The 17,601-nt window shown below is 31.2% G+C and carries 15 protein-coding genes; 1 reads left to right on the forward strand and 14 read right to left on the reverse strand.

What is annotated here, in order from left to right; translation table 11 throughout:
* Positions 1 to 52 precede the first annotated feature (52 nt).
* The 12 genes from ACTJIW_RS01670 to ACTJIW_RS01725 form a co-directional block, all read right to left on the reverse strand.
* Positions 53 to 1,117 carry a lipopolysaccharide biosynthesis protein gene (locus ACTJIW_RS01670; protein WP_121360103.1) on the reverse strand — a complete coding sequence of 355 codons (1,065 nt, stop codon included), beginning with the start codon at positions 1,115 to 1,117 and terminating at the stop codon, positions 53 to 55.
* Positions 1,118 to 1,128: 11 nt separating this feature from the next.
* A complete protein-coding gene (locus ACTJIW_RS01675; RefSeq protein WP_440715313.1) occupies positions 1,129 to 3,609 on the reverse strand; it encodes an SLBB domain-containing protein in 2,481 nt (826 codons plus the stop codon).
* Positions 3,610 to 3,655: 46 nt separating this feature from the next.
* Entirely contained in the window at positions 3,656 to 4,702 is a 1,047-nt protein-coding gene (gene rfbB / locus ACTJIW_RS01680; RefSeq protein WP_121360101.1) for a dTDP-glucose 4,6-dehydratase, read from the reverse strand.
* Positions 4,703 to 4,704: 2 nt separating this feature from the next.
* The gene (locus ACTJIW_RS01685; protein WP_121360100.1) at positions 4,705 to 5,712 is read right to left on the reverse strand and encodes a mannose-1-phosphate guanylyltransferase; all 1,008 of its coding nucleotides are present in this window, start codon (positions 5,710 to 5,712) and stop codon (positions 4,705 to 4,707) included.
* 36 nt (positions 5,713 to 5,748) lie between these two features.
* Entirely contained in the window at positions 5,749 to 7,038 is a 1,290-nt protein-coding gene (locus tag ACTJIW_RS01690; RefSeq protein WP_440715312.1) for a nucleotide sugar dehydrogenase, read from the reverse strand.
* A 294-nt stretch (positions 7,039 to 7,332) separates the two neighbouring features.
* The gene (locus ACTJIW_RS01695; RefSeq protein WP_149206219.1) at positions 7,333 to 7,797 is read right to left on the reverse strand and encodes a UpxY family transcription antiterminator; all 465 of its coding nucleotides are present in this window, start codon (positions 7,795 to 7,797) and stop codon (positions 7,333 to 7,335) included.
* 92 nt (positions 7,798 to 7,889) lie between these two features.
* Complete coding sequence (locus ACTJIW_RS01700) at positions 7,890 to 9,281, reverse strand: UDP-glucose 6-dehydrogenase (protein WP_440715311.1); 1,392 nt, start codon at positions 9,279 to 9,281, stop codon at positions 7,890 to 7,892.
* 25 nt (positions 9,282 to 9,306) lie between these two features.
* Positions 9,307 to 10,290: an SDR family oxidoreductase gene (locus ACTJIW_RS01705; RefSeq protein ID WP_440715310.1), complete on the reverse strand. Its 984-nt coding sequence runs from the start codon at positions 10,288 to 10,290 to the stop codon at positions 9,307 to 9,309.
* A gap of 10 nt (positions 10,291 to 10,300) precedes the next feature.
* Positions 10,301 to 12,751, reverse strand: coding sequence for a polysaccharide biosynthesis tyrosine autokinase (locus ACTJIW_RS01710; RefSeq protein ID WP_440715309.1), 2,451 nt, complete (start codon positions 12,749 to 12,751; stop codon positions 10,301 to 10,303).
* A gap of 15 nt (positions 12,752 to 12,766) precedes the next feature.
* Entirely contained in the window at positions 12,767 to 13,555 is a 789-nt protein-coding gene (locus tag ACTJIW_RS01715; RefSeq protein ID WP_440715308.1) for a polysaccharide biosynthesis/export family protein, read from the reverse strand.
* A gap of 70 nt (positions 13,556 to 13,625) precedes the next feature.
* Positions 13,626 to 14,246 carry a recombination mediator RecR gene (recR, locus tag ACTJIW_RS01720; RefSeq protein ID WP_012022468.1) on the reverse strand — a complete coding sequence of 207 codons (621 nt, stop codon included), beginning with the start codon at positions 14,244 to 14,246 and terminating at the stop codon, positions 13,626 to 13,628.
* 164 nt (positions 14,247 to 14,410) lie between these two features.
* Positions 14,411 to 14,776 (reverse strand): CoA-binding protein, encoded by a 366-nt coding sequence (locus ACTJIW_RS01725; protein ID WP_044047403.1) that lies wholly within the window; start codon positions 14,774 to 14,776, stop codon positions 14,411 to 14,413.
* Positions 14,777 to 14,927: 151 nt separating this feature from the next.
* Here ACTJIW_RS01725 and ACTJIW_RS01730 point away from each other — a divergent pair, with 151 nt between their 5' ends.
* Positions 14,928 to 15,557 carry a MarC family NAAT transporter gene (locus tag ACTJIW_RS01730; RefSeq protein WP_044047404.1) on the forward strand — a complete coding sequence of 210 codons (630 nt, stop codon included), beginning with the start codon at positions 14,928 to 14,930 and terminating at the stop codon, positions 15,555 to 15,557.
* 69 nt (positions 15,558 to 15,626) lie between these two features.
* Here ACTJIW_RS01730 and ctlX read toward each other — a convergent pair whose 3' ends face one another.
* Positions 15,627 to 16,562 carry a citrulline utilization hydrolase CtlX gene (ctlX, locus tag ACTJIW_RS01735; protein ID WP_012022471.1) on the reverse strand — a complete coding sequence of 312 codons (936 nt, stop codon included), beginning with the start codon at positions 16,560 to 16,562 and terminating at the stop codon, positions 15,627 to 15,629.
* Between the two features lie 81 nt (positions 16,563 to 16,643).
* Positions 16,644 to 17,558, reverse strand: a complete 915-nt coding sequence (locus ACTJIW_RS01740; protein WP_440715307.1) for a dimethylarginine dimethylaminohydrolase family protein — start codon at positions 17,556 to 17,558, stop codon at positions 16,644 to 16,646.
* Positions 17,559 to 17,601: the final 43 nt, after the last annotated feature.

Raw genomic sequence — 17,601 nt, forward strand, 5'->3', positions numbered from 1 at the left:
AAATCGAATAAAAGTTCAAAACAAATACCGTAAATCACAAATACACTTAACCTTAAAATTCCTTCAACAGTCTCCTGATTATTAATCCAGTAAGCGTAAAGAATCCAATTAACAATCCACCTATAAGAATTCCCTTAGCTTTTCCAAAGCGTTCTTTTGGTAATGGTAGTATCGGTTTATCTATAACCTGAATTAATGGAGTCTCTTTTCTTAAGGTAACTTTTGCTAATTCAGACTGCTTAACTAATTCTGTCAAAATAGCTGTGTTTGCCTGAACATCAACTTGGTTTCTAGCAACAGGAGCACGTCGAACATTTAAAGCTGGATTTAAATTAAAAGTATTATCGTTAGCAACTGCTGTCCTTGTTATTGATCCGTTTAATTGTCCTCTTATTGAATCAACTTGTTTTTGTAGTACAGCCATATTAATCCGAGCCTTCTTGCTTTTTGTATCAACATAAAAATCCGATACTTCTTTCGCTAAAGATTCACAAAAATATTTTGCAAAAAGCTCGTTTGTTGATGACACATCTATATTTATAATTGATATTTTTTTGTCTTTTTGAGCAACAGACAATCCTGACTTCGAAAGATTTGCATACATCAACCCCATTATACTATCTTGATCTCTAGTAAAACTTTTACGATTTGCATTAGGCAAAAACTGAAGAGAAGAGTATTTCGGTTTATCATTCCATTCTTTTCTCCATTCATTATTTTGAATGTACATTTCAGCCAATGAAATTATTTTTCCATTGATCTTGACAGGAGACAATAAAGTCTTTTCAACCATTGATCTTGACTTAAACAGTTCAGTTAAATTAGAGCCTGTAAAAATTCCTCCTCCACTTCCTCCTAAATCTAATCCAAATGAGCTTGCTAAACCGAGAGCACCACCTAGGCCACCTCCAGTTTTTTCGTCTTCTAAAGCGAAAGATAATGTTGCAGTATAAATTGGTTTTCTAGTCAGAGAATAAGTTAATCCTAAGACCGCTCCCATTACTCCTGCCAAAACAATAACTTTCCACTTTGACAACAAATAAAAGTACCATTCTTTTGCTTTTATTATTAATTCTCTTAACGATATTTCATCGTTTACAATAGGTGCATCCTTCATTAAAACAAATTTTATTTAAAAGCTGTAACAATTAATAAAGCCAAGCTAGAAACCACACTTCCAATACCAACCCATTCACCAGCAGTCATTTTCTTTCTTTCTGGTCTTTCAGGAACTACAATTTGAGAATCTGGTTCTACTTTTGGATAAGATCTAAAAAACAAGAATGAACTTGTTACCGCAGCCTTCCCATTTGGATAAATTATATATGCCTTTTTCTTCCAGCCCTTACTATCCACACCACCAACAGAATTAATGTAATATTTAAACCCCTTCCCATTTCTATATGGAATTTCTGAAGTTAATAATACATTACCTGTAACTTTTACTCCTTCATTATATATTGCAACTTCAATTTCATCACCAGGAAATAGTGTAACATTTGAATAATGATTTTTATCTTTAACAATTTTTTCCCAATTAACGGGAATAGTGGCATATTTTAATTCGTCTCTAAGCTTCTTAGATAATTTAGAACTGAGTGTATCTTTAGTTTTTAATTTTGATTCATCATTTAATTCCTCTTTTTTCTCTAAAGTTTCTTTTTTCTCAAGATTTAAATTAATGCTCTCTAACTGTTCAATCTGTTCTTCTTTAATTGGTCTTTTTATTTTCATTCCATCCAAGTTAGCAATAGATGTAAGTCCGCCAGCTCGCATTACAATATTATAGACTGTTTCTTTTTTATTTGCTAAAACATATTTACCAGGATATGTAACTGCCCCACTTACTTTAACCATTTCAGGTTTTTCATAAACTGCCATTCTACGAATATTTATAACATCGAATGGTTTTAAAACAAAGTTTTTGATTTGTTCATTATTCTGTGCAGTAATTTCAAGTTCGACTAACTCTATTCGTTTTGGATTAGCATCATCAATTTCATCTGATTTGATCATTCTTGCAATCTCTACCCTTTTAGATGCAGAACCTGTTAAACCACCAACTTGAACAACTAAATCATTTAAAGTTAAATTTTCGAAGTACTCATATTCGCCCGGATTTTTGACCTCTCCATCAATTGTAACTTTATATTCTTCTCTAAATTCCAAAATTGAATATACAGTAATAATATCTTCTCTTCTTAATTCAACATCAGAATTTATATCTCCGGACATTGCTGCACTCAAATCAACATTTACAATTTCTGTAGTTAGATCCGTCTTTAATCGAATTATTCTTGCTCTTTTAGTATAGGCATCTTCTTTTAATCCCTCTGCTCTTGTTACTAAATCCGAAATACGCATTCCTTCACTATAAGAATAGTAGTCAGGTCTAAAAACTGCACCTTCAATTTTAATTCTATTTTCGAATCGATTTAAAATTTTTGTGATTCTAAAAACATCACCTGATTGTGGTTCATAAGTATTATATTCACTTTCGTTGATATCATGTACTTTAAACTCTTTTCCTGTCTTTTGCAATACATTTACTGATGCTGTGTACGCAAATTCATTAAATCCGGAAGCAAAATTCAATAAATCAGAAAATTTCTCTCCTTTTTTCATTTCAAAAATTCCAGGACGTTTTACTTCACCTTCAACCGTTACTCTCTGACTGTAAGCTGGAATTCTAATAACATCATTTTCTTTTAAACTAACATTATCTGATTGATCTCCTTTAACCAGAAACTTATAGATGTCAATATTTTTATAAACTTTGTTATTGCGAATTAATTCAATATTTCTATAGCTTCCGTTTTTACCCGGCCCTCCTGCTAAATGCAGAGCATTGTAAACCGTTGCTAAAGAAGAAATAGAATAATTACCTGGTTGCTTCCCTCCAACAATAGTAACTTTTATTGTACGAATCTGGCTTAAACTAATACTTACTTGCGATTGTCCAGATCGAACAGTACTGTAAACTCTGGATATGGCAGATTTTATTTTTTGAGTCGCTGCTTCAATTGACATTCCTGACACAGCAATTTGTCCTACATAATCAACAGTGATTTTACCTTCAACACTAACTGGTATATTTGCATTATATTCTTGAACTCCATATACACTTATTTGCAATTCATCTCCTGGTCCTAAAACATAATTCATAGGGGTTGCTAATTTTAAATCAGGCTCAAAATTAAGCGTAGGATTGTCAAATAATTCTGAACCAAAAATCAAAGCATTAGCAGAATCTTTGACTTTTTCGTTTTTGATTATTTCTTGTTTTCTTCCAGTATCTTTACTCCCTGTTTTTGACTTATTATCCTTTATATCTCCTTTAGAATTCTTCTTATCAAATTCAGCAAGTTTAATTCTTAATTTATTAAATTCTGTTTGCGTCATTCCCTTAGATAGCGCCATTGATTCAACCTGCTCAATCGTAGTGCCATTACTTTTCAATTGAGTACTAATTTTAGCCAAATCATCATCAGACAAATAATCTACTTTAATTGTATTTAAATCTTTAGACTTGAGAATGTCTTGTGCATTTGCATTAAAAGAGAATAAAAAATTAAAAACCAGAATAAGAACGTATATTATTTTTTTCATATGTATTAATCTTAAAAGAACGAAGTTTTAATTAAAATTGTCATTTCTATGAATATTGTTTTTCATAGTAATCTTTATAAGTCCCTGATGTTACATTTTGTAACCAATCTTTATTATTAAGATACCAATTTATCGTTTTTTCTAAACCTTCTTCAAAAGTAACAGATGGTTTCCAGCCCAATTGCTTATTTATTTTTGAAGCGTCAATTGCATATCGTAAATCGTGACCAGGTCTATCTTTAACATACGTTATCAATTTTTCAGATGTTCTGGATTCTCTTCCTAATTTCTGATCCATTATTTGACAAAGTAATTTCACCAAATCAATGTTTTTCCATTCATTAAAGCCTCCAATATTATAAGTCTCATGATTTTTCCCTTCATGAAAAACTAAATCTATAGCAATAGCATGATCTTCAACAAATAACCAGTCACGTGTATAGTTCCCATCACCATAAACGGGTAAAGGTTTCTTATTTATGATGTTATTTATAAAAAGAGGAATTAACTTTTCAGGAAAATGATATGGCCCATAATTATTTGAGCAGTTTGTCATAACATAAGGAAGTCCATATGTTTCGCCATATGCTCTAACAAAATGATCAGAACTAGCTTTTGAAGCTGAGTAAGGAGAATTAGGATCATAAGATGTTGCTTCGGTAAATAACCCTTCAGTACCTAAAGAACCGTAAACTTCATCTGTACTGATATGATAAAAACGCTTTCCTTTAAAATCATCTTTCCATTGTTTCTTTGCTGCATTTAGCAGATTCATTGTCCCAATGACATTTGTTTTAACAAATGCTAAAGGATCTTCGATAGAACGGTCAACATGTGATTCTGCTGCTAAATGAAGAACTCCATCAAAATTATGTGCAGTAAAGAGTTCATTTATAAAATTCTCATCAACAATATCTCCTTTTACAAAAGTATAATTTGATTTGTTTTCAATATCTTTTATGTTTTCTAGATTCCCTGCATATGTTAAAGCATCCAAATTATAAATTTGATATTCTGGATATTTATTTACAAAACGTCTTACTACGTGAGAACCAATAAAACCAGCGCCACCTGTTACGAGAATTTTCTTCATAATTAATTTAATAAATCTGAATTTTGTTTTTCTAATGCACTATATACATCTTTTACATCTTGTGAATTTTCTTTTTGTAAGATTAAATTTGCTGTGTCTGTATGAACGAATATTGTATTTCTCAATCCTAAAAAAATAGTATGACTCTCACATCCTATGACCATATTACCATTTGCGTCTATTGGGTGTCCTTTAGAAACCAAATACTCATAAACAGATTCGAAAGAACCTAGATCAGACCAAGAAAAAGAAGCTGGAACTACTTTTATTTTTTTACTTCTTTCCATTACAGCATAATCAATACTGATTGATGGAATCTGCATTGATAAATCTAAATTTAAGAATCCTTCTTTCGATTGGCCCCAAACCTGTTTAGATTTCTCATAAACATCTGGTTGAAATTGTTTTAATTCATCTAGAAGAACTCCTGCTTTAAAACAAAACATACCACTGTTCCATAAAAAATTTCCCCTTGCAATAAATTCTTTTGCAGTAGTTTCGTTTGGCTTTTCACGGAATGATATTACATTATCTCCTTTCGACTCAATATAACCGTATCCTGTTTCGGGTTTTGTTGGAATAATACCAAATGTTACTATATATCCCTCTTTAGCTTTTAAAATAGCATCTTGTATAGCAATATTGTAATCATCCATTTTATCAATAATATGATCTGAAGGAGTTATAATTAAAATATCTTCCGAATCAGCAGCAAAAGCGGCGAAGGCAATTGCAGCAGCCGTGTTTCTAGGGGTAGCTTCTACAATATTTAAATAAGAAGTTTTGGTTTTATCCATTACTTTCCCACTTAAATGATGATTATCTACATTTCCGACAACCATCACTTTATCTGCTAAATGATTGTTACGTTCAACCGTCATCTCAAATAAAGATTTATTTTCAAATATCTCTAAATATTGTTTTGGCTGACTTTTACGAGAAAGCGGCCATAATCTACTACCAACTCCTCCTGTTAAAATTACATGTATAACTGAACTATTCTTTTCCATTTAAATAATATATAAATTAAAAAGGAGATCTAGAAATTACAATCTATTATCTGCGATTGTTCCCAAAACCCCTTTAACATCGTATAATAAACTATTTTCTTTTTGAAATTCTGAAAAATTTAATTTCAAAAACTCTTTGTGTGACACTCCTAAAACTATAGCGTCAAATTTTTCTATTGGCGAAGAATTTGTAGTTTCTAGTTTGTATTCTCTTTTAACCTCTTCAACATTCGCCAAAGGATCATAAATTGTAACTATTATTCCATATTCTTTTAATGCTTTTATTACATCAACTATCTTTGTATTTCTAACATCTGGACAGTTTTCTTTAAATGTAATTCCGAGCATTAATAAACTGGCTCCATTAACAGAAATTCCTTTTTTGATCATTAACTTCACGATTTGCGAAGCTACATATTCCCCCATACTGTCGTTCAAACGTCTACCTGCTAAAATTATTTCAGGATGGTATCCAAATTCTTGCGCTCTTTGCGCTAAATAATAAGGATCAACTCCAATACAATGACCACCCACAAGTCCTGGTTTAAATGGCAGGAAATTCCATTTTGTTGCTGCTGCAGTTAATACTTCCTGCGTGTCGATATTCATTAAATTGAAGATCTTAGCTAATTCATTTACAAAAGCAATATTTATATCACGCTGAGAGTTTTCAATTACTTTTGCCGCTTCTGCAACTTTTATCGAAGGCGCTAAATGAGTCCCCGCAATTATAACTGATTTATATAATGCATCAACTTTTATACCTACTTCAGGAGTTGAACCAGAAGTAACTTTTAAAATTTTCTCTACTGTATGCTCTTTATCTCCTGGGTTTATTCTTTCTGGTGAATACCCTGCAAAAAAGTCTTCATTGAACTTTAAACCTGAAACTTTTTCTAAAACTGGAACACATTGCTCTTCTGTAACTCCTGGGTAAACTGTAGATTCATAAATTACAATATCCCCTTTTTTTAATATTTTACCTACAGATTCACTGGATTTATATAAAGGTGTCAAATCAGGTCGATTATTTTTATCGACTGGAGTAGGCACTGTAACAATAAAGTAATTACAAGCCGCAATATCTTCAAGAACGTTTGTACAGTATAATCCTATTTCGCTATTTGAGTTATTGACTAAAACAGCTTTTAATGTTTCTTGATCGACTTCTAATGTTGTATCAAATCCAGAATTTAAACTTTTAACTCTGGTTTGATTTATATCGAACCCAATAACTGAATATTTTGTCGCGAATAATCTTGCTAAAGGCAAACCAACATAACCTAAACCAATAACAGCTATTTTTATGTTTTGTTCCAATTTCATTAATTATATTTTTATAATTTCATTCATTTCAACTCACGGCTTCGCCCTTCTGAGTCACAAAAAATTGCCTCAGATGCCTTAAAATCATTTTCGGCAAATATAACATATTCACATTACTTAATCAATACGGTTTCTCGTATTACTAAAAAGAAATCGTGTTAATTTTTTGTAAAAAAAACAAACAACTCTTAATCAACAGATAAAGATTTTTTTTACAAAAAAAAAGAGTCTAAAACATTAAACAATGATTAAACTCTCTTGATATTTAATATGCTTTCTTTGTAGAAAACGAAATTATTTGTATTTTATTTTCAAAACACATCCTAAAGATTCAAGAACTAAAATATAATGTGTCTTTGATACTTCTTGTACAATTGCATTTTGATTACTAAATGCCCCTGTTTCTAATTTAATCTTATCTCCTACCTGAATTTGTGATACCGAAATATCTGCAATATTTGATGCTTTTAAACTGTTTTTTATAACATTAATTTCTTCATCACGTACAACTGCAGGTTTCCCCAGCCAAAATAAATACCTTACAACACCAGCAACCTCAAATACAGAATTTCGGTCAGCATCTTCAATTTGAATAAATACATAAGAATTAAAAAGTGGCATTTCAACTTTTTTCTTTCTATCCGACCATTGCTTGACTTGAGTAATCAATGGACAATAACATTCGATTCCTATTTGAGTAAGCTTTTCGGCTACCTTTTTTTCCCATTTGGGTTTTGTATAAACTACATACCAATTCATAATTTTTATTTATCTTGAAATAAAATTCTTTAAACCCAACCTGCAATACCTTCGTTTCAATCTTTCAAATTTTATTCCAATTTATTTACCAATTATGAACCTATTCCGTTATAAATAAATCCAATTGATTCTAATTCTTTTGCATTTAAAATATTTCTGCCATCAAAAACAAATGCCGGTTTATGCATAGACTCGTAAATTTTTTGCCAATCATAAGTTGTAAACTCATCCCACTCTGTTAATATTGCTATTGCATGCGAATCTTTACAAGCTTCATAAGCATTTTCAAACATCGTTAATGCTTTAGCATTTTCTTCTACACCTCTAGTCCCTAAATAATCCAAATCATTAAGCATTTTATTTCTTGAAACTTTTGGATCATATACAGAAATCTTAGCTTGCTCATTAATTAAATCATCAGCAACATAAATTGCAGCAGACTCTCTTGTATCGTTGGTGTCTTTTTTGAAAGCCCAACCTAAAAAAGCAATTTTTTTATCAGCTACTGTATTATATAATGTATGAACAATTTTATTTGAAAATCTTCTTTTTTGATGATCATTCATTATGATGACTTGTTCCCAATAATCCGCAACTTCATTTAATCCGTATGATTTTGCAATATAAACTAGATTTAAGATGTCTTTTTGAAAACAAGATCCTCCAAACCCAACAGAAGCTTTTAAGAATTTTGGTCCTATCCTGCTATCCATACCAATTGCCCTCGCAACTTCACTTACATCCGCACCTGTTTTTTCACATAACTCAGACATCGCATTAATTGACGAAATACGTTGTGCTAAAAAAGCATTAGCAGTTAGTTTTGATAATTCTGATGACCAGACGTTGGTAGTTAAAATTTTATCCTTAGAAACCCAATTTGCATAAACATCAACCAAAGCATTAATTGCAATTTCACCTTCTATAGTAGAATCTCCTCCAATTAAAATTCTATCTGGGTTTAATAAATCCGTAACTGCTGTCCCTTCCGCCAAGAACTCAGGATTTGACAAGATCTGAAACTGAACACCATTTCCTGTATTATCTAATATACTTTTAATTGCCTCGGCAGTTCTAACAGGCAAAGTTGATTTTTCAACAACAATTTTATTCTGTTTTGCAACTTTTGCAATTTGTCTGGCACATAATTCAATATATTTTAAATCAGCAGCCATACCTTTTCCTTTACCATAAGTTTTGGTTGGGGTATTTACCGATATAAAAATGACTTGTGCTTCGTCGATTGCTCTTTCAACTTCTGTCGAAAAAAATAAATTTCTTCCTCGTGCCTCAGCTACTATTTCTGAAAGACCTGGTTCATAAATAGGAATATTATCTGTATTTGGATCATTCCAATCTTTAATTCTTTGTTCGTTCAAGTCCACAACAGTAACTTGAATATGTGGACATTTTTGAGCAATTACTGCCATTGTAGGACCGCCTACATAGCCTGCACCTATGCAGCAAATTTTTGTAATTTCCATTTACTATATAATTATTATCATATTTTTATTTCAAATTATTCCAGTACCAGCTAACTGCTTCTTCTAATCCTTCTTGTAAAGAATATTTCGGATTATATCCTAACAGTTTTTTTGCCTTCTGGATACTTGCCAATGAATGTGGAATATCTCCAGTTCTATTTACTCCATAACTAATTTGAACATCAGCAATTACAGGATCAAATTCTGATAAATATTGTTTTAAATATTTCACTAAATCATTTAGTGTGTTTCGATCTCCAAACGCAGCATTATAAACTGTATTAATTGCTGCTGAATTATTCGTATTCATTGCCAGTTCATTCATTTGAATTACATTATCTATGTAGGTAAAATCACGGGAATAATTACCATCTCCATTTATTACAGGACTCTCAAGATTGATTAATTGTCTAACAAATTTTGGAATTACTGCAGCATAAGCACCATCTGGATCTTGCTTTCTTCCAAAAACATTAAAATATCTCAATCCAATTGTTTCGAGACCATAAATCCTGCTAAAAATTTCTGCATAAAGTTCATTTACATATTTTGTAATAGCATATGGAGATAAAGGTTTTCCAATTACCTCTTCTACTTTTGGCAATCCTTCAGAATCCCCATAAGTTGATGAGCTGGCAGCATAAATAAAACGTTTTATTTTTGCATCTCTTGAAGCTACTAACATATTTAAAAAACCAGAAACATTTACTTCATTTGTTGTTATCGGATCATTTATAGACCTTGGCACAGATCCTAATGCAGCCTGATGCAAAACATAATCAACTCCTTGAACAGCTTTAGTACAATCTTCAAGATTTCTAATATCACCTTCAATTAATTTGTAATTAGGATTTTCTATAAAATCTTTTAGATTATGTCTATGTCCAGTAGAAAAATTATCCAAACAAATTACTTTATGACCTAAACCTAAAAAATACTCAGATAAATTTGAGCCAATAAACCCTGCACCTCCAGTAATTAATATCGTATTTTGAATTGATGTTCTCATTTGTTCAGCGTTATTTTTTTCTAAACACTTTAGAAATTTTTTTCAAAAGCCCGTTTTTTTCCTCTTCTTCATGATATCCATTTGAATAAGCTCCGTATCCATAACCATATCCATATGTAGAGCCATATTTTGCTTTATTTTCGAAACCATTAAAAACAATACTTGCGTTACTCAATTCACCTCTTTTTATTCTGTTATTAAGCAACGTGATCATATCTTTTTTAGTATAATTTTGTCTTACAATATATAGTGTAACATCAGCATATTGAACTAGTTCTATAGCGTCTGAAACTAAGCCAACCGGAGGTGTATCCAGAATAATATAATCATATTTTAGCTTTAGCTTCTCTATTAACTCTGCCATAGCATCACTTAAAATCAACTCTGATGGATTTGGAGGTATCGGCCCCGAAAGTATTACATCCAAATTAGATATTTGTGTTGAGTTTGTAATTTCCTCCAAAGTATTTTGTCTGATCAGATAGTTAACAACCCCTAATTGATTATTCGTCAAACAAAATTCATCAGCTAAACGGGGTTTCCTTAAATCCAAACCAACAATTACAGTTTTTTTCTCGCTTAAAGCAAAAACTGTAGCAATATTAATTGAGCAAAAAGTTTTTCCTTCTCCACTAATAGAAGATGTAATCATTAACGTTTTTGATCCACTCAATTGCTGTCTTTTATACAAAAACTGTAATGACGAGCGAATACTTCTAAAAGCTTCTGAAAGTGCAGACTTGGGTTTATCAAATACAGCTAAATTACCTGCATCTTTATTGAATCCTACTACTCCAATTATTGGAATTTCGGTCAGTTTACTGATATCGTCTGTATTTTGTATAGAATCATTTATAAAAAAAATCGCAAATACGAACATTAGAGGAATCAATGTTCCTAAAAAAAATGCTAAAACATAATTTGCTGAAGTCTTTGGTCCTATTAATCCTCCTCCAATATCTTTGGCAGGATCAATAAAGTGAATATCTGATAAATTTGAAGCTTTTACAATTTCTGCCTCATTTCTTTTCTGGAGAAATTCAGTGTAGATATTATCGCTTAAATCGTATTTTCTTTTAATTTTTAAAAGTTCTTGTTGTTCCTCTGGAAGCCTTCTAACTGTACTTTCGGCCTGACCAATTTTAGCATTTACTAATGACAAGTCATACAATAAAGATGTTTTAGCAGATGCAATGTTTTCTAACAATACATTTTTTACAGCTTGCATTTGATTATCAAAGTCCTTAAAAATCTTATCACTTTTTACAGCATATGCCATTTCCGATCTTTGAGTAGAAAGAGCAATAAGTTTCGATACACTTGATACAATATTAGGATCTTCTATCCCCGCAACTGAAGGTGCTGGAAGTCTAGAATAATCCACACTATTGTTTAGATAATTTTTTAGAGAATTATAATAAGCAATTTTTCTTGTAATTTGATCTTTTTCAACATCAAAATCCATTATTTTATCTGAAAATTTAGCCCCCCCATCTTCAATTTCAAATATATTTTTATCCTTTCTAAAAGTTTTTAATTCGTTTCCTGTCTGTTTTAGTTGTGACTCCATAGCAACAAGAGTGCTATCAATAAATCTTATTGTATTTGTTGCAAATTGGTTTTTACCATCAAGTTGAATCTTCATCAACATTTTCACTGTAGAGTTCAAATATTCAACCATTCTAGCCTTATTTGTTCCTTGCATCCCTAAGGTTAATAATGATCCCGAACCTTTATCTCCATCAACACTTATTCCTCGATAACGAGCAACGGTTCCATCAAAATCATTGAATCGAATAAAATATTCTTTTCCTTTATAAAATCCTAGATTGTCATTAATTTGCAATTTCCAATTTAAAAATGGTAAAGAAACATGTTCTCCAACTTTGTACTTTTTAGCAAAAGTTACAGGCTGTACAGTAGTATTACTATAAGTATTATTAGAATAAGTTATTAACGAAACCGAACTACTTTCAAATGGAATTTCTATTTGATATTCTTTTTCATCCAAAAATACAACCTTAACTAAAGTACCTGCAATTTGCCCCTTTGTTTTGTCAATATCTAAGTAAAAAGGAACTGCTCCGTAAGAATCTATTAAATTATATTTTCCTTGTTCTAAATAATCGATATAGAATTGTAATTTATCGACAACAAGTTCATTATGAGATCTTGATTGCAGAATTGTAGAAATTCCGTTAACCTGATCTGAAACCCCGCCCCAATTAAATACTAAACTTGTATTAGATGTAAAAAAAGGATTGTTTTCTTCTTTTATAGAAATCATAGTCTGCATTCCATAAATTTTTTCCTTTCGAACGTTTACTTGGTATGCAATAGTAAAAGCTATTAGTAAACTGGCCAAAAACCATTTCCAATAGCTTAAAATTTTCAGTAAAAACCCTTTAAAATCAAAATTTGAATGATTTTCAAAAATGGAAAAATCTTTTATATCTAACATCTTTTGATTGAAGTTTTAATTTCTAATTATCAAATAAACTGTTGTTGCTAATGACAACAAAGTTATAATAGTACCTATAGATTGTATTCCTGTCTGCCCTGTTCCCCAAGTTTTTTGTTTTAATGGCTTGACATATATATAATCATTTGGTTGTAAATTATAGTAAGGAGATTTCATCACATTGACATCTGTAAGATCAATATCATGCATTTGAACACCTATAGGCGTTTGGCGAATAATCATTACTGCTTTCCTGTTCCCAACAGTAGTAATATCTCCCGAATTTGCAATCGCTTCCATAATATTTACACGTTCTTGGAATAATGTTTTTGTACCGGTACTTCCAACTTCCCCATTTATAGTATATCTAAAACCTGCTAATTTTACAGTGACAAATATATTAGCTTCACTTTTAAAATGTTCTTCTAATAACTTTTTTTCAATATTAACTCTAACCTCTTCGAGAGTATAACCGATAACGTTAATTTCTCCTAAAATTGGCATTCTTATATTTCCATGATCATCTACTGTAAATCCATCAAAATATAAGGTTGACTCAGATTTTGCGCCTGCGTTGTTTTCAGTTGCATTAAAAATAGACACAAGTTTTGGATCTATCGCTTTTATACTAATACTTAAAACATCATTTACTTGAAGTCTATATGGCTTAGATTCTACAGCAACAATACTATTTTGTTCGTTTGAGGAGTTTTTATCTTGCAGATATGTGAGATCTTTCACTGGTATACAAGACGTAAATAACGTACTAATCGTTAAAAGTATATAAAAACAGTTTTTGGTCATTTGTAAAATTTTACGGCAAATATAGCTTTTCCTTTAATCTTCAGGAAATCTATATGTTATTTGATCTTATTTAATTATTTTTGAAAGTTTTTTCGAATGGAACTCGATGCAGAATACTTCGTCCAAGGGTAATTTCATCAGCATATTCTAATTCATCTCCCACTGATATCCCTCTTGCAATAGTCGAAATTATAATTTCTGATTCGGCAATTTGTTTATAAATATAAAAATTGGTCGTATCGCCTTCCATTGTAGAGCTTAGTGCAAATATAATTTCAACCACTTTTCCTGATTTTACTTTCTCAACTAAACTTGAAATATTCAGCTGACTTGGACCAACTCCTTCAATTGGCGAAATCTTACCTCCTAAAACATGATAAATTCCTTTATATTGTCCTGTGTTTTCAATTGCCATGACATCTCGAATATCTTCTACAACACAAATTGTTTGATGATTTCTAACTGAATTTGCACAAATTTCACACACTTTCGTATCTGAAATATTGTGGCAATTTTCACAGAATTTAATATCCTCACGCATATTTAAAAGCGCCTGCGACAAAAATCCTGTTTGTTCTTTTGGCTGTTTTAATAAATGTAACACCAATCGCAATGCCGTACGCTTACCAATACCTGGTAATTGCGACATTTCATTGACTGCTTTTTCTATTAATTTTGATGAAAATTCCATGACGACAAAAGTAATACTTTTAATGGTACCAGAAGTTTTGATGCATCTAAAATCAATACCTTAAAAAGATAAAATGTTATAATTAATTCAAATTAAAGTAACATCATTTTACAAATCACTAATAACTTTTTCCGACTTTGAAGTAATTAAGATAAAGCCAGATATTAATATTGATTTGTTGCCAATAGTACCAAAGTACAAGCCACTTCTGCTTCAATATTATTTAACTCTAATAATTGATACAGTTCAGGATTTTCAGTTCCCGGATTAAAGATCACTCTTTTTGGCTGTGCTTCAATGATATAATTATAATAATCACGCTGACGAGTAGGATTTAAATATAAAGTAACTGTATCTATATTTTTAACCGGAATTGCTTTTGTATGAATTTTTACCCCTGCTACTTCTCCGGCATTTTGCCCAATAGCAATAACAGTATGCCCTTTTTGAGTTAATGCATTAATAGCTCTAAAAGCATAACGATCTGTTTTTGTTGTTGCTCCTAGCAACAAAGTTTTTTTGTTTTTCATCATTTTAGAATATTATACAAAAGTAGTTAAAAAGCATAAGTTTAACTTATCTTATTAATTTAGAATATTGACTGTAAAAAACAATATGATAATATTTATTTGTATGCAGCTATTAAAATTTGATTATTTTTACTTTACTAACCAATATTTCATGGATTTATTTATTTACCTATTTGCCGCTCTTTTCTCAGTACTAAACCCAATTGGAACAGTACCCATTTTTGTTGGATTAACACAGCATGATTCACAAAAAGAACGTTCGAGAATTTCTTTATGGACAGCCATAAATGTTGGTATTATTTTATTAGTTTCTTATTTCATTGGCCAATATGTTTTAACTTTTTTTGGAATTAGTATTGATGCACTTCGAATCGCCGGCGGAATTGTAATTGTAAATTCTGGTTTTTCGTTACTTTCTGGTAAATTCAACAAGAAGCGAGGTATCAATAAAAAAATTGAAAACGAAGTACAACAAAGAAATGACATTGCTTTAACTCCATTAGCAATTCCGATGCTTGCTGGTCCCGGATCAATTTCTTTGTTAATTGCGTTTTATCAGGAACATCATCAAATGGAAGAAATCCTTTTTTCCTGTCTCGCTATTTTAGCAATAGCTGTTGTGATTTTTGTTATTTTAAAAAGTGCACATTATCTGGCAAGAATCTTAGGTGCGTCTGGAATCGTTGCTATTTCAAGAATTGTTGGCTTTATTGTAATCTCTATTGGGATTCAATACATTGTAAGCTCGATCGTAAATATCATAAAAGGAAACTTAATGTAGTATCTTTTAAAAAACAAAAAAGGGGATAAAACTAATGTTTGTATCTCCTTTTTTGTTTTATATAAAATCTTAATTTCTTGGCAAAAATACTTCAGCCATCATACATCTGGCACTTCCGCCTCCACAAGCTTCAATAGTATCTAAACTAGAACTCAAAATCTCTGCATGTTTCTCTAACTGCTGAATTTGTTTAGGAGTTAAACTTTGATGAGCCGACGCACTCATAACGATATATTTTTTATCGTTTGTCCCACGAACTTCCAACATATTACCAGCAAAATTATTTACTTGATCTTCTGTAATTAAAATGATTTCTTTTTTATCATCTTTCAGATTATCAAGAACCATTTTTCTTTCTTTTTTATCATCGATACAATCTGCACAAATAACAGCAAATGTTTCTCCTAAACACATCATAACATTGGTATGATATATTAGTTTTCTTTCACCGTCAACTGTTTGAAAAGCTTCAAAAATTACTGGAGCATAATCAAAATCTTCGCAGAATTCTATAAATAATTCTTCATCAGCACGAGGTGATAGAGCACAATATGCTTTTGCATTAGCACGATCTAAAAGCAAACTTCCGGTTCCTTCTAAAAAATACCCATCATCTTCTGCAGATGTATAATCCATTATATTAGAAATTTCGAAACCTTTTTCTTCTAGTGTATCTAAAATATCTTCTCGACGTTCTTGACGACGATTTTCGGCAAACATAGGATAAAGTGCCACATCTCCATTTTCATGAAAAGAAACCCAGTTGTTTGGAAAAATACTATCCGGAGTATCAGTTTCCAATGTATCTTCGATTACGGTAACATCAACACCTACTGCTCTTAGTTTTTCAACAAAAGCGTCAAATTCTTGTTGTGCTTTTGCATTCACAGTACTTGGCAATAATCCATCTAATACTTTTTGGTAATAATTATTTACGGCAGTCTGCTCATTCATTCTGAAAGCAACTGGCCGAATCATTACGATTGCATTTGTAGTTTGTTTCATCTTTTATCTTTTTTGTTTCAGGTTTCAACTTTCACGTTTCACGTCTTGTACAAACTTGAAACCTGAAACCAAAAACTATTTTTAGTCTCTAATTAATGGCAAAGTTGAACATCTTAACAACCCTTCTTGTTTTGCTATTTCTGCATAAGGAATCTCTTCCACTGTAAAACCTTTTGCACGAAGCCAATTATTTAAACGAGTGAAGTTCTTTTCAGAAACAACAACATTTGTATCGATCGAAAAGACATTTGAAAACATATTGTACATTTCTTCTCTTTCTATATGGAATAAATTTTCCTTTCCAAAAAGCTTTACTAAATACAAATAATCTGCTTCTTCACGAAAACCTCTTTTGTAGATAATGCCTTTATCTTTCCCAACAGGTTGAAAACAGCAGTCTAAATGCAGTGCATTATCACGTGCTTCTAATTTAGATTTAACTAAATCAAATTCTTTTACAATTTTATTTGGGAATAATTCTTTAATATAATTTACGCCATGCATATTTGTTCTGGCCGTAATGTAATCTTTATAGTCGCTTCCTTTATATGTACCAATAAAAATATGATCATTCCAAAGCATGACATCACCGCCTTCAATATGAACTTCTTCCGGCGGACGCACCACTTTTAATGGATTGATTTGATCAATAACATATTGAATTGCATCTAATTCGCGTTCGCGATCTGGCAGGATATTCGATTTTACAAAAACATCATCAATTACAAATCCTATATCTCTTGCAAAAATCTGATTATAATTTTCGATCAGCTCCGGACGATAAACTGCCACATCATACTTTTGAAAAACAGCATTAAAAGCATCCATTTCAGCAACCATATCTTTTTCTATTGGATATGTTCCTGCTTTAATATGTTCCAACGATTTAGGATCATAGGCTTCATCAATTGTAGGAGTTGGCCCATTATGAACGGCAGAACCCAAAACAACAGCCCGAAGCCTAGATGTTTCGTTCTTTACATTTAATTGCAACATAACATTATATATTTTGAGCAAATATAAAAAAAGCTTCACAGTT

Source organism: Flavobacterium sp. 22659 (assembly GCF_052044235.1).
Taxonomy (GTDB): Bacteria; Bacteroidota; Bacteroidia; order Flavobacteriales; family Flavobacteriaceae; genus Flavobacterium; species Flavobacterium johnsoniae.